This is a genomic window from Acinetobacter rongchengensis (assembly GCF_003611475.1).
In the GTDB taxonomy this organism is placed as follows: Bacteria; Pseudomonadota; Gammaproteobacteria; order Pseudomonadales; family Moraxellaceae; genus Acinetobacter; species Acinetobacter rongchengensis.
This window is the reverse complement of record NZ_RAXT01000013.1, coordinates 17,258-40,399: the sequence shown is the minus strand read 5'-3', so window position 1 is coordinate 40,399 and position 23,142 is coordinate 17,258. Positions and strand designations below refer to the sequence as shown.

General features: G+C 38.3%; 18 protein-coding genes and 1 pseudogene. 7 read left to right on the top strand and 12 right to left on the bottom strand.

The annotated features are described in order from the left end of the window. Positions 1-28 precede the first annotated feature (28 nt). Positions 29-886, top strand: a pseudogene (gene rluB, locus D7V20_RS08575) (23S rRNA pseudouridine(2605) synthase RluB); the annotation flags it as partial. Positions 887-1,542: 656 nt separating this feature from the next. Here rluB and D7V20_RS08570 read toward each other — a convergent pair. Genes D7V20_RS08570 through D7V20_RS08545 form a run of 6 tightly spaced genes read right to left on the bottom strand, consistent with a single transcriptional unit; the run spans position 1,543 to position 11,034 of the window. After that, the gene (locus D7V20_RS08570; protein WP_120383887.1) at positions 1,543-3,282 is read right to left on the bottom strand and encodes an ABC transporter ATP-binding protein; all 1,740 of its coding nucleotides are present in this window, start codon (positions 3,280-3,282) and stop codon (positions 1,543-1,545) included. Between the two features lie 11 nt (positions 3,283-3,293). Further along, the gene (locus tag D7V20_RS08565) at positions 3,294-4,436 is read right to left on the bottom strand and encodes an ABC transporter permease (protein WP_120383886.1); all 1,143 of its coding nucleotides are present in this window, start codon (positions 4,434-4,436) and stop codon (positions 3,294-3,296) included. A 7-nt stretch (positions 4,437-4,443) separates the two neighbouring features. Next, positions 4,444-5,382, bottom strand: coding sequence for an ABC transporter permease (locus tag D7V20_RS08560; protein ID WP_120383885.1), 939 nt, complete (start codon positions 5,380-5,382; stop codon positions 4,444-4,446). Positions 5,383-5,396: 14 nt separating this feature from the next. Further along, entirely contained in the window at positions 5,397-7,433 is a 2,037-nt protein-coding gene (locus tag D7V20_RS08555; protein ID WP_171407785.1) for a M3 family metallopeptidase, read from the bottom strand. 23 nt (positions 7,434-7,456) lie between these two features. Next, a complete protein-coding gene (locus D7V20_RS08550; protein WP_120383884.1) occupies positions 7,457-9,262 on the bottom strand; it encodes an ABC transporter substrate-binding protein in 1,806 nt (601 codons plus the stop codon). 23 nt (positions 9,263-9,285) lie between these two features. After that, positions 9,286-11,034: an ABC transporter substrate-binding protein gene (locus tag D7V20_RS08545; protein ID WP_120383920.1), complete on the bottom strand. Its 1,749-nt coding sequence runs from the start codon at positions 11,032-11,034 to the stop codon at positions 9,286-9,288. A gap of 771 nt (positions 11,035-11,805) precedes the next feature. On the opposite strand from D7V20_RS08545, the gene D7V20_RS08540 reads away from it, so the two are divergent. From D7V20_RS08540 to D7V20_RS08515, 6 genes are all read left to right on the top strand, one after another. Next, the gene (locus D7V20_RS08540) at positions 11,806-14,508 is read left to right on the top strand and encodes a TonB-dependent receptor (RefSeq protein WP_120383883.1); all 2,703 of its coding nucleotides are present in this window, start codon (positions 11,806-11,808) and stop codon (positions 14,506-14,508) included. 151 nt (positions 14,509-14,659) lie between these two features. Continuing rightward, positions 14,660-15,346 carry an energy transducer TonB gene (locus D7V20_RS08535; protein WP_120383882.1) on the top strand — a complete coding sequence of 229 codons (687 nt, stop codon included), beginning with the start codon at positions 14,660-14,662 and terminating at the stop codon, positions 15,344-15,346. 31 nt (positions 15,347-15,377) lie between these two features. After that, the gene (locus D7V20_RS08530; RefSeq protein ID WP_120383881.1) at positions 15,378-16,247 is read left to right on the top strand and encodes a MotA/TolQ/ExbB proton channel family protein; all 870 of its coding nucleotides are present in this window, start codon (positions 15,378-15,380) and stop codon (positions 16,245-16,247) included. Positions 16,248-16,261: 14 nt separating this feature from the next. Then, on the top strand, positions 16,262-16,687 hold the full coding sequence (locus D7V20_RS08525) for an ExbD/TolR family protein (protein ID WP_120383880.1): 426 nt from the start codon (positions 16,262-16,264) through the stop codon (positions 16,685-16,687). A 21-nt stretch (positions 16,688-16,708) separates the two neighbouring features. Next, positions 16,709-17,131, top strand: a complete 423-nt coding sequence (locus tag D7V20_RS08520) for an ExbD/TolR family protein (RefSeq protein ID WP_120383879.1) — start codon at positions 16,709-16,711, stop codon at positions 17,129-17,131. A 260-nt stretch (positions 17,132-17,391) separates the two neighbouring features. Further along, complete coding sequence (locus D7V20_RS08515; protein ID WP_120383878.1) at positions 17,392-17,826, top strand: hypothetical protein; 435 nt, start codon at positions 17,392-17,394, stop codon at positions 17,824-17,826. Between the two features lie 7 nt (positions 17,827-17,833). On the opposite strand, the gene bioD is transcribed toward D7V20_RS08515, so the two are convergent. The 6 genes from bioD to D7V20_RS08485 all read right to left on the bottom strand — a co-directional run bounded on the left by bioD (position 17,834) and on the right by D7V20_RS08485 (position 22,984). Beyond that, positions 17,834-18,478 (bottom strand): dethiobiotin synthase, encoded by a 645-nt coding sequence (bioD, locus tag D7V20_RS08510; protein ID WP_120383877.1) that lies wholly within the window; start codon positions 18,476-18,478, stop codon positions 17,834-17,836. After that, complete coding sequence (gene bioC / locus D7V20_RS08505; RefSeq protein ID WP_120383876.1) at positions 18,475-19,245, bottom strand: malonyl-ACP O-methyltransferase BioC; 771 nt, start codon at positions 19,243-19,245, stop codon at positions 18,475-18,477. Before bioC ends, bioD begins: the two co-directional genes overlap by 4 nt. Before the next feature lie 15 nt (positions 19,246-19,260). Beyond that, a complete protein-coding gene (locus tag D7V20_RS08500) occupies positions 19,261-20,430 on the bottom strand; it encodes an 8-amino-7-oxononanoate synthase (RefSeq protein ID WP_120383875.1) in 1,170 nt (389 codons plus the stop codon). Continuing rightward, positions 20,427-21,722 carry an adenosylmethionine--8-amino-7-oxononanoate transaminase gene (bioA, locus tag D7V20_RS08495; RefSeq protein WP_171407787.1) on the bottom strand — a complete coding sequence of 432 codons (1,296 nt, stop codon included), beginning with the start codon at positions 21,720-21,722 and terminating at the stop codon, positions 20,427-20,429. The genes D7V20_RS08500 and bioA overlap by 4 nt, the downstream gene beginning before the upstream one ends. A 115-nt stretch (positions 21,723-21,837) precedes the next feature. Continuing rightward, complete coding sequence (locus tag D7V20_RS08490) at positions 21,838-22,557, bottom strand: alpha/beta hydrolase family protein (protein ID WP_120383873.1); 720 nt, start codon at positions 22,555-22,557, stop codon at positions 21,838-21,840. Between the two features lie 28 nt (positions 22,558-22,585). Beyond that, entirely contained in the window at positions 22,586-22,984 is a 399-nt protein-coding gene (locus tag D7V20_RS08485; RefSeq protein WP_235831613.1) for a DUF6176 family protein, read from the bottom strand. Between the last annotated feature and the right edge of the window lie 158 nt (positions 22,985-23,142).

The following is a 23,142-nucleotide window of genomic DNA, read 5'->3' as shown; positions in this document are numbered from 1 at the left end:
TGATGATTATTGCTAAGGTTATGCTGTCATGAGTGAAAAATTGCAAAAGGTACTCGCACGAGTTGGTTTGGGCTCTCGCCGTTATATGGAAGAGGTCATTGCGGCTGGTCGTGTAAGTGTCAATGGGCAGGTTGCTCAAGTGGGTGAACGTATCGAACCAACTGATGAGCTTCGCATCGATGGTCGTAAAGTTCAATTCCAAATTGAAGATGAAATTCGTCGTCGTGTCTTGATTTATTACAAACCAGAAGGTGAAATCTGTTCACGTAATGATCCTGAGTCACGTCCAACTGTATTTGAACATCTTCCAACGATTGCCAATGACCGTTGGGTGATGGTGGGCCGTTTAGATATCAACTCTACAGGTTTACTGCTTTTTACAAATGACGGTGAACTTGCCAATCGTTTAATGCATCCATCGAATGAAATCGAACGTGAGTATGCTGTTCGTGTTATGGGTGAAGTAACACCACAGTTGAAAAACAACATGATTAAAGGTGTTGTTTTAGATGATGGTCCTGCAAAATTTGAATCTTTTACTGAAATTGGTGGTGAAGGGATCAACCGTTGGTACCAAGTTGTGGTAAAAGAAGGTCGTAACCGTGAAGTTCGCCGTATCTTTGAATCACAAGGTTTAAAGGTTAGCCGTTTGTTACGTACTCGCTATGGTACGGTTATTTTGCCACGTGAGTTGCGTACTGGTCGTTGGATGGAACTCGATAAGAATGATATCGACAACCTCACTAAAGCGGTTGAACTTAAGCCACGTCAAGGTACAGGTTTATTTGGTATGGCGAAACGTCGTACTGAACGTATGCAAGATAAACCAATGGCGGCACGTCGTGGTGGGTTCTTACGTCAACAACGCCGTGATACTGAAGGTGAAGTCGTTCATAGCAATCAACCAGAACAGCGTGATTATCAACCAACGACTAGCCAGTATGGTCAAAACCGTTCAGAAAATCGTTTTGATAGTCGCAATGAACGCTCTGAAAATCGCTTTAACAAAGCACGTTCAGGTGGCAATGGTTATAACAATCATCGTTCAGACAACCGTGGCAATAGTTATAATAACGACCGTTCTGAAAATCGTGGCAATAGCTATCATAATGATCGCTCTGAAAACCGCTATGGTCAAAACAGACGCACTGAAAGTCGCCCTAGCTTCAATGAACGTCGTGATTATGCAGACCGTGAAGAGCGCAGTGAACAGCCTGAAAAGAAAAAACCTTTTGTTGTAAATAAAGGATTCAAAAAGTTTTAATTCGTTAAAACTTTGAATCTGAATAAAAAGCCACTCATTTGAGTAATGCTGATCAGTTAAGTCTTTTTTAATCCTCCCCCTTGCGGAGCATACTCCTCACCTTTGATAAAGGAGGGAGTACCAAGAATCTAAAATTATTTTAAATTCTCAGTAGTTCCCCCTCTTTTTTAAAGAGGGGTTAGGGGAGATTCTTAGGATGAGTAACTACTGAATTACTGTTACTTGATCAACATTCACTCGTTTGAGTGGCTTTTTACCTGTCCCAAATTCAATAATCACTAACCAATATGCTCAATACTCCCTTGAGGAATAGCACTCAATAAACGTTTGGTGTACTCATGTTTCGGCGCTCGATATAATTCATCCGAGTTTTCAATTTCAACAATATCACCATGGTTCATTACCATAATTTGATCTGAAATATACTTTACAACAGATAAATCATGCGAAATGAAAATGTAGCTTAAGCCAAACTCATCTTGTAAATCTTGAAGTAAATTCAAAACTTGCGCTTGTACAGATACATCTAAAGCAGAAACTGATTCATCACAAATTAAAATTTCAGGCTTCAAAGTTAGGCAACGTGCAATCGCAATACGTTGGCGCTGACCACCTGAAAACTCATGCGGATAACGATCAAAAGCTTGTGCAGGCAAACTCACTCGCTCTAATAATTCAAGCGCCATTTTTTTACGCTCTGCATCATTTGCACCAATGTGATGAACTTGCATCGGCTCCATCAAAATTTGTCCCACTGTAAACCGTGGATTCAAAGATGCATATGGATTTTGGAAAATGATTTGAATTTTACGCTGATATTGAGCAAATTCTTTTTCAGACATTGCTAAAATATCTTTACCTTCAAATAATGCTTTTCCACCCGTTGATTCTTGTAAACGCATCAACAATAAACCAATCGTGGTCTTACCCGAGCCAGATTCACCAACTAAACCTAAAGTTTTACCCTTAGCCAGTTTAAAAGAAGCACCCTTTACCGCTTTAAACTCATCTTTTCCAAAAAGCCCTTTACGACTATAAAATGACTTCTTGAGGTCTTGGACTTCAAGAATAATCTCTTCATCGCCGACCAAACCACGACTACGTTCAGCCCGATTTGCCTCAGATAAATTCTGCGCCTCTACCCATTGGTCGCCTTCTCGCTTCATAAAGTCACTGATCATCGGTAAACGATATGGTCGATGTGACAGTTGAGGACGACACATAAGCAATGCTTTGGTATAAGCATCTTTAGGATGCTCCAAAACATCTTTGGCTAAACCTTGTTCACGAATTTCGCCATGACGCATCACAATCACTTCATCTGCAATTTCACTCACCAAGGCTAAATCATGGGTAATAAACAGCATCGACATCTGACGGCGTTTACGTAGGTCTTCAAGCAAATCCAAAATTTGTTTTTGAATGGTGACATCTAATGCCGTCGTTGGTTCATCCGCAATCAATAACTTAGGCTCACAAGCAATCGCCATAGCAATCATGACACGTTGCTGTTGACCACCTGAAAGTTGACTTGGGAATGCATCAATTTTAGTTTCAGGTGAAGGAATACCGACTTCCTTTAATAATTCTAAAGCACGTTGTCTTGCTTGTTTACGCCCCATATTAAGATGTAAGCGCAAAATCTCAGCAATTTGATCGCCTACCGTAAAAACGGGGTTCAATGAAGACATTGGCTCCTGAAAAATCATGGCAATTTCTTTACCACACATTTCTCGCATCTTCTTAGGCGGTAAACTGAGTAAGTCTATACCTTCAAAAATGATTTTACTTTGTTCTGCAATTCGAGACTGCCCTACAGGTAACAACCCCATTGTTGCAAGTGAAGTTACCGATTTACCACTCCCCGACTCGCCCACGAGTGCAACCGTCGTATTCGGCGGAATTTCAAAAGAAATTCCCTTCACTGTTTCAATAAATTGTTTATTTTCACCTTTAAAGCTAACACTTAAATTTTCTACACGAAGCAGCGCAGAAGTTGTAGTTTGTTGTTCTGACATTCTGACGCTCCTTATTTGAGTTTAGGGTCTAATGCATCGCGCAATGCATCTGTAAACATTGAAAATGCTGTTACTAATATTGCCATTGCGACTGAAGCTGCAACCAATTGCCACCATTTTCCTAAAATCAATTCACTTTGCGCTTCATTCAACATACTTCCCCATGACACTACACCAACAGGAACACCAAAACCTAAGAAGCTTAAAATAACTTCTGATTTAATGAATGCAACCACAAGAATCGACATTTGCACCAAAGCAATATGACTTACATTCGGGAAAATGTGTACGAACATACGCCGATAGTTACTTACCCCAATCGCCTTGGCTGCGAGTACATACTCACGAGAAGTATGCTTCATATATTCTGCGCGAATTAAACGAAACACCCCTGTCCAACCTGTTAGCCCGAGAATCAGGACGATGGAAAGAATCCCTTTTTGTTGTAATACCGCTGCAATTGCGAGAACCAACAATAAATAAGGAATTGATGTGAAAATATTGTAAAACCAGTTCAGAACATCATCGACCCAACCACCAAAATAACCGGCAATTGCCCCAAGAATTGTCCCAATCACAACAGCAACTAAGGCTGCAACGACGCCCACAATAATTGAAGTTTCAGCGCCTTTAATGGTTTTAAGCAGAACATCCTGCCCCCATTTGTCCGCACCAAAAGGTAGAGTTTGCTTTAATTCAGTTTGCTGGTCGAGTAAATGCCCACCTAATTGTTGATCAATGGCTTGCATATCTTCAGCCAAAGGGTCTTGCACCCCATAGTAATCAATCACGCCACCAGTAGTTTGCTCAGTCGCAATTTGAGTATTTAACTCTTTAATCACATCTTTTAAAGGGTCGACAGGATTTTCAGGCAATGCTTCAACAACAGCTGCCTTTTTAGCAGGATCAGTAGTGTTTTGCTCCGCACCTATAAATGTAGGCGGTGCATAGCTGACAGCCACTTCCTTATTCCAGTTTGATGCAATTAACCCAGACATCGACAGAATAAGCATCACGAAATAACACAGCACAACAAAGAGCGAAACCATCGCAATTCGATCTGCTTTTAAACGACGCATGGCTAAACGCCATAACCCAGGAGAAGCTGAATGATCTTGAGCTTCAGCTTTGCTTTTTAATAAAGTTCCAAGCATGGCTCACCTACTTCAACTGTACACGTGGATCAATCACTTTATAAATCAAGTCAGCGATCAAGTTAAAAATCATGGTTGCCGCAGCGACATAAACCGTAATGGCTTTAATAACTGGGAAATCACTACGCTCTACTGCAATAATGACTTCTCGCCCAATGCCCGGAATACCAAAGAAACGTTCAATTAAAAATGCACCAATCAACAATGCTGGTAAACTCGCCATCACATCTGTAACAATCGGAATCGAAGCATTACGCAATACATGTATGCCAAGAATACGGCTTTCACCGACACCTTTTGCACGTGCAGTACGCACATAATCTTGATTGACTTCATCTAAAACAAAGCTACGGTATAAACGTAAAGTCGGTGCAATACTCACGACTAACATGATGAGAATAGGCAATAATGAGTATTTAAACAGGTTCTCACTCAGACTATCACTCCAGCCTTGTACTGGGAACCAACCGAGCTTGTATGCCAAACCGTATTGAAAAACAATGATATACACCAAAATACTGATCGACATACCAATCGTACATAGCATCATCACCATACGATCAGTCAAAGAACCTCGTACTGCTGCAACGGCTAAAGCAAGGATAATAGAAACCACAGTTTGTAAAATAACCAATGGAATCAATATGGTGAGTGAAGGCCCTAAGCGAGTCAGGATAATGTCAGATACTGACTCCCCTGTACTCCAACTAAAACCATAATCAAAAGTGACGATTTGTTTGATAAATATCCATAACTGGATGTAATAAGGTTGATCTACCCCCAATTGTTGACGGATATTTTCAATTTGTTCTGGATTCGCCATTTTCCCTGCAAGAATATAAGCTGGATCGCCTCCGACCCAGTTAAATAGGAAAAATATAAGCAAAACAACCCCCAACATCGTGGGTATCATTTGCCAAATACGGCGTATGATATATGCCAACATAGTATTAATTCCTTTTAATCACGTTGACCAGTAATTTCATCAAAGAAAGCTTTGTTATCAGGTTCACGACCTAAGAAATCCACCACCAATTGCGATGCTTTCTTTTGACCGCCTTGAGATAAAATCGTTTGACGATAACGTTGCCCGACTTCTGGATTGTTTAAGTTATTTCCAAACGCAGACAACATATCTAAAGCCATCACCTCAGACCACATATAACCATAATAGCCGACTTGGTAACCGCCCATGATATGTCCAAACTGACCTGGGAATTCTGTGGTTGGTACATAACCTAAAGCTGTAACGCCTTCAAGTTTTTTCCAAACATCTAAAGGTTGAGTTTTTAGTGCGTCTGCTGTGTGTAATGCCATATCAAATTGTGCATATAAAGTTTGACGCGAATAGAACAGACCACGACCATAATTATTCACTGCTTTGAGTTTGGCAATCAACTCATCATCGATCCGTGGGCAAGCAGGTTTACAATAATCAGCCAGTTTAGATAAGCTCTCTTTACGACGCGCCCATTCTTCATACATTTGAGAAGGTGCTTCAACAAAATCACGCTCTACTGCAGTTCCTGATTGAGAGGTATAACGCGTATTCGACAAGATACCATGCAGTGCATGTCCAAACTCATGTACAAAAGTTTCCAACTCATCACTGTTTAAACCTTTACGGTTAAAATTCGTCACCAGTGCCGAAATCGGTTTACGCTGTGTCAGTGTACTGCCGCCTTTTACACCCCAAACCGCAGCATGGCCATATTTCCCTTCACGAGGGAATTTGTCCATATACAAGCCACCGAGCAATTGACCCGTTTTTTTATCTGTTACGTCATAATATTCCACTTCATCTTGCCAAACATCCACTTTGGCAGGCTTAAACTCAATACCATATAAATCAGATGAAATCGCAAATAACCAGTCTTGAGATGCTTGGGTTGGGAAATATTCACGCATTTTTTCTTGATCAATCTTATATTTAGCTTGGCGTAATTTCTCGCTCCAATAGCCTTCACTCCAACGATCAATTTCTGCTTTTTCTACAGGAATTTTTAAGGTTTCAGCTTTAAACTCACGTAATGCTTGTACTTCTTTTTTCTCTAAAGGTGCAACGGTACTGTGTACTTCATTTAAGAACTTATTCACAGTTTCAGGGTTTTTCGCCATACGGTTTCTAAGCGCCCAATCTGCATAGCTTGCCTGACCGAATAATTGTGCAAGCTCATAACGTAAGTCCATAGCTTGTTTTAATAAAACTAAATTCTTTTCTGTACCACGACGCGTATAGGCGATTTGATAACGCTTACGCGCATCATCATTATCCGCCAATTCCATAAATGGACGATATTCTGGATAATCAAAACCCAGTAAATAGTTCCCTTTATCATTTTTCTTTAAAGCAGCAATATAGCTGTCAGGTAATCCTTTGAGCTCTGCTGGTGTAAATTCTAATTTTTCAGGATTATCACGAATATTACGTGCATATTCTTGTTGAATCTTGGTCAGTTCATCCAAGATAACTTTTAAACGTGCTTGTTTTTTCGCAGGAAGTTGTACCCCTGTATCTTCAAATCCATCTAAAATATCTTGACGGTATTTAGCATCTATATCATTGCTGGCTTTAGTTTTTTTGATTTGTTGATAGAGCTTTGAGTTTTGATAAACTTCAGTTTGGAATTGGCTGATCTTCACTTCACAATCTTCAGCAGCCTTACGTAAGTCTGCACTCGGATCTACATTACTATATAAATTGATTGGCCCATAAAAATCTTCAAACTCAGCAAAAATCTGATCCCATTTGGCTAAAATTGGCCCTGCCTCTGCATGCTTCTTTAACTTAATTTTTTCAAAATCAGTCAGTTGTTTTTTGGTCTTTGCAATGGTCGCATCACACTGAGCGGGAATATCTTTAGTCTGAAACTTAGGTAAAGTACTACGTACAGTATCAGCGAATGCAACTTGGCTAATCCCCATGCTTAACATACAGAGTGTCGTCAGTTTAAAGGCTTGAGTTTTCATGTTTTCTCCAATTTTCAATTTATTCATTTTTCTACATCATTCAATTTTGCTTACTTTTTAATGTCGAAATACATCCACTCAGAAGGAATAATTGGATGTTTTTTAAATCCAATCACACGAGGTTGGGCGAGTGCATTTCTATAACGGGTCGATTCCATCTGAACAGGCATATACACTTCAAGAATACGTGCCATTTTGCGATAAAGTGCATCACGTTCAGGCCCAGGATTCATTTTCTGGGTTTGTTCGTATAAACGGTCAAATTCAGGAATTTTCATACAGCCATTATTGGTGACATGAATATTTTTGCTGTAGAACAACTGCATAAAGTTGTCTGCATCAGGATAGTCGGCAATCCAAGCGGAGCCTTTAAACATGGTTTTACATTGTTTTTCGGCTTTGAGAGCTTCAGCAAAAGGCATCGACTTGGTGGTCATTTTGATTTTGATATTGTCTAAAGTCTTTTTCCAAAACTCAGCACCTTGTTGGCTCTTCAAGGTATTGCCTGACAATGTCATTTCAATCACAAGTGGTTTGCCGTTTGGCAATGTTCGCCAACCATCTGCACCGACTTTATAGTTATAACGGTCTAACAATAAATTAGCTGCTTTAACTGAATAAGGAATGCTGGTTTTATAATTTGGATCGTGACCCACAATGCCATAAGGAATTGGGTATTGCAGTTTCTGTGCATCCCCTTTTAACAAAATTTTAATTTGATTATCTGCCGAATACGCCATCGCCATTGCTCGACGCAAAGCGATCTTATCTTTGGTCAATCCACCCACTACAGGGTTTTGCATATTCCAATAATGATAATCAATTGATGGATCAACAATACGAGAAAGTTGAATGCCCTTTTTAGCTAACTCAGGTTTCAATTTACCATCCTGAATTGCTTGAACAGTGAGTTCACCATCTAAAACAAAAAGGTCTGTTTCATCTTTACTGAAAGATAACCAACGAGACTGCCCTTCTTCCATCACTTGAATATCAACAACACCGATTTGAGGCATTTTTTTGCCTTTCATCGCATTGACGATTTTCTGATCTTCAGGTGAAGAGGCTTTAAAATCCCAAACATAACCACGAAAGTCTGGATTTGCTTTGAGAATAATACGTGAACCCGGCGTCCATTTAGCAAGTACATAAGGTCCTGTCCCGACAGGATTTGCCATCGCAAAACCTGCTTTATCACGATAATGCTCAATCACTTCTCTTGCCACAGCACCCGCGGGTTGATGTGCCAATAACATTGGGAAGTTTTGATCCGGTTGTTTGAGTTTGATCACTAAAGTATAGCGATCTGGGGCATATAAACCTTCAACAGGCATATCATAATTGAACTTGCCTGTTTTTTTAGCTTGCGCAAGGACTTTATCCATCCCTACGATTTTGTCATCAAGTAACCAACTGTTTGGTGAACGTAAACTTGGATCAAGTAAACGTTTATAAGAATAGACATAATCTTGTGCCGTTAACTCACGCGATTTGCCTTTAAATACAGGATCTTTGGCAAAATAAATCCCTTTTTGAATTTTAAAAGTATAGGTCAAACCATCTTTACTGACCTCAGGCATCGCCACGGCTGTACGCGTTGTTAACTTTGCAGGAGATGCTAAGTAGTCGTAAGTATATAAGCCTTCAAAAATAGAGTTATGCACATGCGCAGAATACAAATCATGTGTTCCCGCAGGATCAAAACCTGTTTCAGCAACAGGGAAAACATAACGTAAAACTTTATTTGGATCGGCTGGACTTTTTGCAAATACATTCATCGTGCCCGTGAGAAACAGACTTCCCAACAAAACACTCACCCCGATTTGCTTCAATTTCCGATTGAGATTGTCCTTCATCATTTTCATCAACTTAAATATGGTTATTTTTTGACAGGTTGTACATCAAGATATTGCCACGTGGTATTCATCATTGGATGAGCTTTATAACCTTGCACTTGAGGGTGAATTAACCAATTTCGAACACGTGTGGTATGAACAATCCACGGATTATCCGCTTCTATTTGACGGTTCATTTGTTCATAGAAAGGTAATCGTTTTTCAGGTAATAAGACCATCGCCTTATCATAAAGTGCATCATAAGCTTTTGACTGATAACAACTTAAATTACCACGCGCAGAATTTGGTCCATACAATAACTGTGCGAAGTTTTCTCCTTCAGGATAATCTGCAATCCATGCACCGCCCCACATCATATATTTACATTGCATGGCTTCTTTCATGTTGTCGGCAAAGTTACTGACTTTGAATTCAACACGAACCCCAATGGCATCTAGGTTTTTCTTCCAAAGCTCAGAATGAATAATTGAACTTGAGCTATTTTCAGTGTTGTATCTAAGCGTTAAAGGTTGGCCATTCGGTAAAGTACGATAGCCATCTTTGCCTTTTTTATAACCAAAACGATCGAGCAACTTATTTGCCAACAAGGGGTTATAACCCACGCTGCTTCTATATTTTGGATTATTACCTTGTACACCATCTGGAATAAACATTTCAGCCTTAACCGCCTGACCTTTATAAAGCTGTTTTATCGCTTCAGTTTGGTTATAAGACATGCTAATGGCACGACGTAAAGCAATCTTATCTAAGCTAAAGCCACCAACAATCGGATCTTTCATGTTGAACATGGTGTAGGTGATTTCAGCATCCTTATTGGGAAAATGTTGAATACCTTGTTTTTGTAATTCTGGTTTAAGTTGATTACCGTTGAGAGCTTGCGGAACCGCATTTGAGGTCAATTTATCAAAATCCAATTGTCCAGATTTAAAGGCTAACCAACGAGACTGCTCTTCTTCGATAATACTGACCGTGACTTTACCGACTTGAGGCATTTTTTTGCCTGACATTTGTTTGACTAACTTGTTATCCCAAGCCGTACCAGTCGATTTAAAATCCCAAACAAAACCACGATATTCAGGGTTTGCAACCAATTCAATTTTACTACGAGGCACATATTTACTGAGTTGGTATGGCCCTGTTCCTACAGGATGTTGACCCACACGATCACCATAAAACTCAACAACTTCCCTAGCAGTCCCACTAAAGGCGACATAAGCAAGAATGTATTGAAAATTATAATCTGGACGAGTCAAAGTGAATTGCAAAGTATAACGATCTAAAGCTTTTAAGCCTGCGATCGGCGCATCGTAATCAAATTTCCCAGTTTTATTGGCATTGGCAACCGCTTGGTCCATACCTACGATTTTTCCATCAATAAAATTAAATGCAGGTGAACGGTTTTTAGGATCGCTAATACGTTGTATTGAATAAATATAATCTTGTGCAGTGAGCTCTCGGGCTTTGCCTTTAAAAGCAGGGTCAGCTGAAAAATAAATACCTGGTCGAATTTTAAAGGTATAGATTTTGCCTTCTTGTTCAATTTTTGGCATTGCTTGCGCTGTATTTGGAACCAGTACGACAGGACGAGCAAGGTAATCGTATTTCAATAACGGTTCAAAAATCACTTCAGCAATATTACCGCTATAAAAATTATAGGTTTTCACCATATCAAAACCATCATCTGGCGCTTCAAATGCCAAATTTAAGACTTTATTTGGCTGCGCTGGTGATTTTGCAATCGCCACTCCCCCACAACTCATTGCACAAGCCATCAGTGCAACGTGTAAACGTTTAAATTCCAAATTCGTACCTACATTTTTTATAAAATAAGATTATGTTTTGACAGAACTTTTTACTTTGTTTGTCATCCTGTAATTCACTACGTCTTGAATTTTGCTGCAGTGCTAATTTAACAATAGTGAAAAATTGGACAATAGAACAGTCCTAAATGCAAAGCTAATTTCATGCCACTACTCCTAATTGGGGCTAAATTTAATTTCCTTTTACCGTAAAATTACCACATTAATTAGTTATTTATCATGTATCGACATCCTATCGATTCCTATAGTTTTCACCTAAATATTAAATTCAGATAACCAATATCAAAACAATTCATAATGCACAATTAAAATACACTGATGTTTCAAAATTGCCCATTTATTTTATCAAAGACTATATTTTATACACACAATAGATTGATTATAAATAATTAATCAATTTACCGTAACACATAAAAATAAATTATGCATCGTATAAAATATATTAAACAAACCGATAAATGAATAAAAAATGCACTAAAATATAGCCAATTGATCATTTTTTAACCATTTCTTAATACTGCTTTAACATTCTTTTAAATTAATTCCAAACATTTTTTTCAACTATCAAGTCACGAATGAATAAGGATATTCAACACTAATAACGTAAATTTTTATCAATATATTGTATATTTTTAAAACATATAATTATATAGTTGGCACTTGAATTGCTAGAAGGCAATGCAGCAATATCGCTAAGTACAACAAAAAAGGATGTTTCAAAATATGAAAATGAACAACGCTGTTCGTTCTTTGGGATCGCCAACGATTGGCAAATCGTTACTTAAATTAAGCGCGCTTAGTTTAAGTATGATGTGTCTGTCGCTAGCTCACGCTGCGGAAGCAGAAGAAACAAATCAACCAACAAAAGTCGCAAAAGTGACTGTAACGGGGTCGTCAATTAAAGGGGTCGCAGCTCAAAGTGCATCACCGATCACCATTTTAAAGGGTGAAGATTTAGCGAAACAAGGGATTACCACTGTTGAAGAAGCACTGACGAAAGTCAGTGCAAACCAAGCAGGTTTCACAACTTCACAAAACGTAGGGGCAAGTAATACTGAAGGTTCATCCGCAAACTTACGTGCTTTAGGTACAGATAAAACTTTGGTTTTACTCAATGGCCGCCGTTTAGCATATAGTCCTTTCAGTACATCAACCACTAACCTCAATATCATTCCAATGGCAATGGTAGAGCGTGTTGAAATCTTACGTGATGGCGCATCTGCTGTTTACGGTGCTGATGCGATTGCTGGGGTAATCAACTTTATCACCAAGAAATCTTTTGAAGGATTAAGTATCAGTGCTGGTGCTCTTCAACCTGAAGAATCTGGTGGAGATCAACAAGATATTTCAATCTTTGGTGGTTATGGTGACCTTGACGAACAAGGTTTCAATATCTACGGTGTTGTTGATTATCGTAGAACAAACAATATCATGGCAAAAGACCGTAAAGTCAGCCGTCGTGGTGGTGTCCTTCCAGAACTTGGCTTAGATGCAAGTTCTGCAAATGGTTTCCCTGCAAACTTTTACGATCCAAATGGTGGCCCTCTAGATAAAGATGGCAAACCTACTGGTCTTCTTGCCAATCCTTATGGCGACAGTAATTGTAATAACGCACCAAATGTCGTCGCAGATGGTGGATTGTGTTACTTAAATACTCAAGCACTGATTGGTATTACACCTAAAACTGAGACTGTTTCTGCTTTAGGTCGTGGTACATTCAAACTATCTGATACGTTCAATCTTGTTGGCGAATATATTTTCTCGCGCAATAAAGTAGCGACCTCAATTGCACCTGATGTTTACAGCCGTTCAGTATCACTTCCATCTTCAAGCCAATACTATCCTGGTCAAGGCATCACACCTGGTGTAGATGGAATTAGCGGAAAGCCTATTCAACTTTATCTACGTTCTCAAGCGGGCAACCGTATGAGCGAAACCACTACCGACTCACACCGTATTTTTGCAGGTGTTGAGGGGGAAGCGTACGGTTGGGATATGAATGGTGGCGTAACTTATGCGCAAAGTGAAGCAACTGATAGTTTTGCTGGTGGTTATCTAAACCGCTCAAACCTTCAAGCTGCACTCAATGATGGTTCAATCAACCCATTCGGTGCTTCAGCTGATTCAAATCTTTGGAAGTCTTTTGAAGTTAATGGTGACACCAATAAAGGTAAACTAAAATCAACAACTGCTGATTTTACTGTATCTCGTCCTATTTACACCCTGCCAGCGGGTGAGGTTGGTTTTGCGTTTGGTGGTAGCTTCACTAAACAAGAATGGGATCAAAAAGTTAATTCAGCAATTGTTAGCCAAGTGCCAAGTAGCGGTATTGACCCAAATAAACCGATCAGTGAAGGTGATCGTGATATCTCAGCGCTATTCACTGAGTTCCATATTCCGATCTTAGCGAATTTGGAAGCCCAACTTGCTGCACGTTATGATGATTACAGCGACTTTGGTGATACTTTTAACCCGAAAATTGCGTTCCGTTGGGAACCAATGAAAGAGTTGATGTTCCGTACTTCATATAGTACTGGTTTCCGTGCACCAAGCTTATATGACATCAATGCACCACAGAGCGAAACTTATACAGGTTCTAAATATAATGACCCTGTGCTCTGCCCAGGTGGTACAGCGACTTCCCCACAATACCAAACTGAATGTAATGTTCAATTCAAACGTATGCAAGGCGGTTCACCTGATTTGCAACCTGAAGAATCAACATCATATACAGCTGGTTTTGTTTTAGAGCCAATCAAAAACCTAGTATTCACTGCAGATTATTACAATATTGAAGTAGATAACCTGATTTCTACAATCAGCGACGCTATGATTTTTGATGATCCAGACAAATATTCAGATCGTTTCATTCGTGATACCGATGGTCGTATTAAGTATGTAAACACCACATTAGTGAATATGGGTGGCATCAAAACTGAAGGTGTAGATTTAAGTCTAAACTATCTTGCTCCAACAACTAAAACAGGTCGTTTTGGTTTTGGCATCGATGGTACATACATCATGAAGTATGATCGCCAAGATGAAAAAGGTGGAAAATGGGAAGGTATTGTTGGTACTTATGATGACCCAGCAATCGTTCGATGGAAACATGTTGCGAATGTAAATTGGAGCTATGAAAACTGGAAAATGGTTTTTGAACAACAATTTACGCGTGGCTATAAAGACCAAAACACAACAGGTGATGAGAAATATGACAATCACCGTGTAAGTGATTACACCCTATACAACATTTCTGGTACGTATAGTGGATTTAAAAATCTTGAAGTGACTGCAGGCATCAAAAACATCTTTGATGAAGAACCTTCAGCGTCTAACGTAACAGATAATTTCCAATACGGTTATGACCCTCGCTATACAGATCCAGTAGGACGTGCGTATTTCGTAAGAGGTACTTACAAGTTCTAAATGGGAGTTTTGCAAACATCGCCTAAATATCTAGGTGGTGTTTGCAAGATTTAAATACTTCACTTAAGCCAAACAACAGAATTGAAATAACAATTTTTTAAATAGTCTCACTTTTACTATTGATTGTTTGTCTCTCATTTCAGGAGTAACAATGGGCACGAATTTTTCAGATTTAGAAAATAACTCTGCCAAACGCCTGATTGGTATTGGAGTAGTAATATTACTGCATCTAATCGTTCTCTATGGGTTAATTACAGGCTTAGCTAAAAATGGTGAAAAACCAGTAGAACAGCCTGTTGAATTACTGATTATTCAGGACAAAAAACCTGAGCCACCCAAACCAAAACCAATCGAAACTCCACCTGAGCCACCAAAGCTTGTCGATAAAGTACTGCAAACACCTGATCCAAAACCTGTTATAAAACAGGTGGAAAAAACTCAAACAACACAACCTGTCAAAGCAACTCAACAAGTTGTATCTGATAGTCCAAACCCTATTCAGAATACAGATCCTGCACCTGTGAAAAAGGCTGACCCTGAACCAGTTAAACCGGCTGGTGAAACACGTGGTGTATCTGGCGGTGAAGCTGGATGCAAAAGACCTGACTACCCTCGCGAAGCATTACAGAATGAGGAACAAGGTGAAGTGTTGATCTCAGTTTACGTAGGTACTGACGGTAAAGTGAAAGAAGCTAAAGTTAAAAAACAAAGTGGTGCAAAATCTCTCGATAAAGCAGCATTAAAAGCATTTAGCTTATGTACTTTCAAACCTGCAATGAAAAATGGTGAACCTCAAGAATCTTGGTATGACATTCCTTATGAATTTGTACTGAATTAATGAATTGCATAAAAAATTTTGGAGATTATGAATGAATAAAATGATGAAACCTGCTCAACTATTTGCTTCAGCAACAATTTTAGCTGCGAGTACATTACTTCCAATTCATTCAGCTTTTGCTGAAGAATCAGCAGCAACACCTGCGACTGCACCTGCAGCAACAACAAATAGTGAAATACACACGCCACCACCAAAACCTGCGGCAGCACCTACCCATAACCCTTATGGTTTAGAAGCATTGTGGCGTGAAGGTGACATCGTTGCAAAGTCTACCTTATTTATTTTGGTACTTATGTCGATTGGTACTTGGTACATTATGGTGACTAAGTTTATTCAACAAGCAAAAATTAAACGCCAAGGTAAAGAAGCTGAAGCAAAATTTTGGGAAGCAGCTTCTATTGACAGTGCTGCTGAAACGCTCGCAGAAGAAAGTGCTTATCGTTTCATTGCTGAAAAAGGCATTAATTCAACCAAAAAACATGGTGGTAATTTACTAGAACGTATTGATTTCAATACTTGGGTAACGATTTCTATTCAACGTGCGATTGATAAAATCCAAAGTCATTTAAGCGGTGGTTTAGCATTCTTAGCAACAGTAGGTTCAACTGCACCATTCGTTGGATTATTCGGTACTGTTTGGGGTATTTATCATGCCTTAACTGCAATTGGTATTTCAGGTCAAGCATCTATCGATAAAGTGGCTGGCCCTGTAGGTGAAGCTTTAATTATGACAGCAATTGGTCTTGCAGTCGCTGTTCCAGCGGTACTGGGTTACAACTGGTTAACGCGTCGTAACAAAGCTGTATTAGATAATGTTCGTACTTTTGGTTCTGATTTACATACTGTTTTATTAAGCGGTGAAATCAAAAACGATAGCACTAAAAATAACGAAATTAAATAAGCGAGGCATCAGCCATGGGAATGATGATCAATTCAGATGGTGACGAAGATGATGTAATTTCAGCCATTAATACCACACCATTGGTTGATATTATGTTGGTATTGCTGATTATCTTTTTAATTACGGTACCTGTTGCGATTCATACAGTTCCAGTCAAGTTACCTGAGGAAAAAAACGTTCCTTATGTAACCAAGCCGATCAATATTCAAATCGCTGTGAATAAGGCTGGAGATATTTTTTGGAATGAAAAATATATCGCAGATAAAAGTACATTGATTAGTCGTTTACAGGTCGAGGCGCAAAAACGCCCACAACCTGAGGTTCATATTCGTGGTGACCAAGTCACCAAATATGAAGCGATTGATGAAGTCATCAGTGCAACTCAACAGGCGGGTATTGGCAAAATTGCATTTGTCACTACACCTGTTGCTGCACCATAATCGGATAAGAAGGAACAACTTATGGGTATGAATGTAGGTTCCAATAAAGACGATGATGATGTGATGTTAGACGTCAATATGACTCCTCTTATTGACGTGATGTTGGTATTGTTGATCATGTTTATTATCACCATTCCAATTCCGAATAACTCAATTAATATTGATTTACCTAACGGAGCACCACCACCGCCAACCAATGAGAAACCACCTGAACCCATTACATTACGTATTGATGCGCAAGGTAAACTCTTTTGGAATGGCCAGCCTGTTGAAAACAAACAAGCTTTAGAAGTTTTATTTGCAGGTGTTGCACAAAAATCTGATCAAGATCAAATTAAAGTACAACCTGATAAAATGTCTGAATATAAAGATGTTGCAATGGTCATGGCCGCTGCTCAACGCTTAAATGTGAAAAAGATTGGTATCGCAGCCAATGAAAATTAAGCTGCAATGAGCAAATAAAAACGCTAACAATTCAGTTTGTTAGCGTTTTTTATTATCAGATTATTTTTCAAAACCAAATTCATACTTTGTTTTTAAATAAATTTTATCACTTTAGAAATAACATCAAATATTCCAAAAATATGCTTCATTACAGAAATTACGACTTTTAAACTGAATACATACAGAACAAAGCCTGATAAAACTTGCATTCAAAACTCACTATTTTTATAGTGATTATTTATTAACCAAAAATAAAGAAGATGAATAAAAGATATTTTATATTGATTCCACTGCTACTTATTTGGTTAGCAGTATGTGCTTATATTGCTTATCAAGGTCAATTTCCTACGCAAGAACAGATTGATAATGCTGAAATATTGTCTTTACAAATACACAATAACTATCCAATGTCTGAAATTCTACAAGCTTGTTTTATTTATAGTATTTGGATGGCAAGCTACGCTTTCTTATTCTGTTCAAAATATTCAGCAAAACATCCTTTTATCAGTTTTGCCTTTTGTTCAATTTTACCGATTCTGTTACCACTACTCAGTTTTGTTTGGGCAATTGATGTACCACCATACATCGCAGCACTGATTATCATCACTTGGATAACCAGTTTAATTCATTTCTTATTACTACCGATTCTTCTACCCATCTATCGTAAATACATCTACCCAAAACAATCATTTTGATCAATGCTTATTTTAAAACAGGAATATCAATCCACAGCGTATCTGGAAAATGTTTTGCTAAATATGACTTTAAAAACTGAGCCGTATCTTGCGAAATCAGTGCATCTTGCGATTCATCATTTAAATTATAGGCCAAAGCATACAATGCTAAACCACGACTCTTTAAAGCTTCCAAACTTAAAATAGTATGGTTAATGCTTCCCAATCTGCCTGAACTGACAAGAATGACAGGAAACTTTTTTTCTACAATATAATCAATGGTTAATAAGTCAGTTGTCAGTGGAACCATTAATCCACCCGCTCCTTCCAGCAAAACAACTTGATATTTTTCAGCGAGTTGTTGCGTCGCATTTTCAATTTTTTGAAAATCAATTTCACGACCATCGATTTTGGTCGCCAAATGCGGAGAAGCTGGATAAGTAAAAATTTCAGGCATGGTCAGTTTAGTTTCATCTTCAGGAAACCACCCCATTCCCATAATTTGACGATGTTGTTCAATATCTTCTGAAATATCAATATTGCCCGTTTGAATCAACTTTTGGGTGATGGTTTTCTTCCCCTGCTCATTCCACAACTTGGCTAAATACCCCGTGGTATAGGTCTTACCAATTCCAGTATCGATCCCACTAATAAAATAAATGGATGCGGTCATGGTGTTCTCCGAGCGATACAATAAATTGGATGATAAGTCAGTGAATAAAAAGTTTCTCCAGACTTATCTTGATGCATAAATTTTTGATAATTCGAATAAAAATCTTGTAGCGTTTGTTTTGTCCAACGGAAGTTTGAAGCTGTTGCTGTAACACCCGTCGCCTTTAAATGCTGTAAAACTTGTTTGGGATACTGAAAGTTTAAATGCTCTACTTGCTCTGACAAATATAAGACCTCAAAACCACTATTCCGTAATTTTTCTTGAATCGTTTCAATTGATAAATAAGTCAAACCTTGTCCAGTTAAGGCCTTAATTTCCTGTAAATTTTTTTGTCCAAAGGTCGAAAAACACAAATATCCATCAGGATTTAAACTGTGATAAGATTTTTGAAAAATTGCCTCTAGATCATCGATCCATTGCAATGCAGAACTCGAAACAATCAAATCCAAATACTGTGGAAAGTCTTGTTGTTCAATATCCCCAATGCACCACTCTAATTTTTGATCTGTTGAAAAATGTTGCTGTACTTGCACATATAAATCATTGAGAACCAAATGTTGAATATTTAGATTTTGCATCAAAAGATGGGTTAAGTTTCCTGAACCACAACCGATTTCAAACACAGACTTGATATGGGTTTTGGAGTAAAATTTTACAATTAAATTAAATAACTGTAGTGCAATCTGCTTTTGCACTACAGCATGCTGAGTATAACTTTTTCCCGCTTGGGCAAAACGCAAAGCCACTTGTGATTTATCAATATCCATCGTATTAACCTGCCCTCACAATAAAGTCACAAGTTGATCAATGTCAGCATGTAAAATTTGCGTTGTTAAGGAAATACGCAGACGTGAACGATGTTGTGGCACAGTTGGTGGCCGTACTGGCATGATGTAAAAACCCGCTTTTTGCAAGGCTTTGGCCTTTTCAACAGTTTTGCTCGATTCACCAATAATCACAGGTACGATATGTGAAGTCGATGGACAATCAAAACCTTTCTTTTGAACAGCTTGTTGTAAGGACTGACTCATTTGCTGTAAATGCTGACGTTGCGAATTTAAAGCCTGTACTTTTTGAAAAATAAAATCTGTCCATGCCATACAAATCGGTGGTTGAGCTGTACTAAAAATCAAGGGACGCATACGATTAATCAAGTAATCACGGATAACGCTATGGCAAATTAAATAACCACCAATCGATGCCATTGCTTTACCTAAAGCACCCACTAAAAAATCAATATCATCAATCACTGCATACTGTTCAGCGCAACCTAAGCCCTGAACACCGCGAACCCCAATTGCATGTGCTTCATCAACATATAACATGACTTTAGAAAATTGTTTTTTTATCTGAACCAATGCAGCCAAATCAGTTTCATCACCATCCATACTAAAAATTGATTCAGTTACCACGATCATTCGCTCAAATTCAGCATCATCATGATATTGCTGTAAAAGTTGAGTGAGATGAGCCAAATCATTATGACGATAACGTATATATTTGGCTTTCGATAAACGAATCCCATCAATCATACTGGCATGAATCAATTTATCTGCAAGAATCAAGGTTTTACTGTCTGCTAATGCAGGTAAAATACCAATATTCATGTGATAACCACTATTAAATAGCAGTGCTGCTCGCCCATGAAAAGCTTGACTTAAACGTGCTTCTAATTGCTCATATTCAGGAAAATTTCCAGTCAGCAAGCGAGATGAAGACGAACTCATCCTTCGCTGAGCATTCGGTGTTTCATCAAAGAATTGTTCACGCAACTGAGCATCCGCAGCTAAACCTAAATAATCATTAGAAGCTAAATTCAGCATTTGATGATGATCAATAGTGATAAAACGTTGCTGCTGAATATTGGTCGTAAATTGACGCAAATTGCCTTGCTGTTTTAATTCATCTATTTGTTGCGAAAAATGTTCAAGATGTGAATTCACGCCACTCATGCAACCTGCTCCTGCATGCCATTCACAACCTCAACCAGTTGTTCTAACAATATTTTTAATTGTTGTTCTGAAATCACATAGGGTGGCATAACGTAGACTAACTTGCCAAATGGACGAATCCAGATTCCCCTTTTCACAAATTCTTGCTGTAAGCTGTTCATATCTACATTAAAGCTTAACTCCACCACGCCAATTGCACCTAATACACGTACATCCTGAACATATTCAAGATCTTGTAATGGCGTTAAAACCTGTCGAAGATGATTTTCAATACGATGAATATTGGTTTGCCAATCCTGCGAAACCAGCAATTGAGTACTTTTTACAGCCACAGCACATGCCAATGGATTTGCCATAAACGTTGGCCCATGCATAAACACGCCCGCTTCGCCTCGACTGATGGTTTCTGCGACATGCTTGCTGGTTAAGGTTGCAGAAAGTGTCATATAGCCTCCCGTCAAACCTTTACCGATGCACATAATGTCAGGTTCAACTTGTGCATGTTCCCATGCAAACAGCTTGCCAGTTCGACCAAAACCCGTCGCTATTTCATCAAAAATCAATAAAATATTGTATTTTTCACAAAGTAATTTCGCTTGGCGTAAATACTCTGGATGATAAAAGCGCATTCCCCCTGCACCTTGTACAATCGGCTCCAGAATTAACGCTGCAACTGTTGCATGATGTTCGGCTAAGGTTTTTTCGAGTTCGAGAATGTCACTTTGATCCCATTGATCATAAAAACCAACTTGTGGAGCAGGAACAAAAATACGATTGGGTAAGCTTGAACCAAAAATCTGATGCATTCCTGTGACAGGATCACACACCGACATCGCATTCCACGTATCACCGTGATACCCCGAACGAGGGGTAACAAAATTAGTTTTTTGAATATTTCCCTGAGCAGACCAAAACTGTACAGCCATTTTCAAAGCAACTTCAACAGCCACTGAACCTGAGTCAGCGTAGAAAATTTTATCTAAACTGGGTGGCGTAATTTCGAGTAATAATTTTCCTAGTTGTATTGCAGGATCATGAGTAAAACCACCAAACATGATATGCGACATATTTTGTAATTGATCAATGACTGCCTGATTCAGCTCAGGGTGATTATAACCATGTATCGCACACCACCATGATGACATACCATCAATCAATTGGCGACCATCTTCAAGTTCTATCGTTGCGCCATAAGCCTTTTTGACTTTAAACGTCGGTAATGGATGGGTCATTGACGTATAAGGATGCCAAATATGTGCATGATCAAATTGTTGATCATTTAATTCAGCCATCAAATCAATCATCCCAAACTCCATGTACACGTATCAGTTACAACAAAACAATTTAATGATCTTAAACCTGTGTGGATCAAAAAGAAATTGCGATATTCACCACTCATCTACAGATTTAATTCAATTTTTGTAAATATTGGCAGATTTTGTCAGTTATTTCCTCAGATTTAAAAATGGCAAAGCCATGCGAGCCACTGATTAATTCAGTTTGTAAAAACTTTGCAGCTAATTGCTGTAAGTTTTCACATACTTTGTAGCTAACTAAATAATCTTGTTTGGCGAATAAATGATATTGGTATCCTGAATAATTTTTTAGGATACTCACAAGATTTAAATTTTCTAAAAGCTTTAAACCCGCTTGGAGCAACTCAATTTTTTGTGGTTGTATTAAACTTTGCAAAGTCAGAAAATCAGCTTTTGTCGTTTCTACACCTTGGCAAACCATATAACCAAATTTCTTTAATGTTAAAATTGCATCATTTTCAAAGGATTGTTTAAAGCTTTGAAATGTCAATTGATCCATGGCGATTTGCCATTCAGAATTGGCAACAAAACAAGGGTTCGATGCCAATGTAATTAGAATTTTTTTCTCAGAATATTTTTTTTCGACTTGATCGACCAATAAAGTTGCGAGCTGCCCACCCAATGACCAGCCGATGATTACATCAACTGTTTTAGCCTTTTCAACATATTGACTTAATACTTCCTCATCTAAAGCATTGAATATATTGATCAGTTCAACATCATAGTTTCTGTGTTGTAAAGCATGTTGAAGTGAATTGAGCAGTTTCGTTCCACCGCCCCAGCCTGTGATGAGTAAAATACGTTGATTCAATTTAAACTCTAAACGATGATTGAGTATTTTAAAGTATAAGGCTTGGCTGTTTTTTAAATCTAGGGCATTTTAAACTCAAATTGCTTTTTTTAAATCTTATTGAATCTTGGTTGTTTTCTAAATCGAGTAATAACTTTGCAGGAATCACTTTCAACCAATGACGTTTAAATTGCTGATGTACTTGGTCGATTGGGAAATGGCTATTACGTGCCACTGCATGTGCTTTTTCAATATCCTCTGCCCGAGTATAGGCCAATAAATAATTGTTTCCCTCTAATTCTAAATAAAACCATGATTCAACCCTAACACCTTCTGCTTTTAACGTTTCAATTGCTTCATCTTTACGTGCATTGAGTTCTGCTTGCCATGCATCAACATGGGTCAAAACATTAGGTTTAAGCTGTATTAAAACTGCACCAATATCCATTAGCTACTCTTGATCATTATTCTCAGATGAATACTCATTAATAACATGACCAGTCACAAAATCATCCATATGTTTGGAATAAATACCAACAATTTATTATCAACGATGATGCTTAAAATTTGCTAAGATCGAAATAGAATTCATTTAGGAAAGTATGC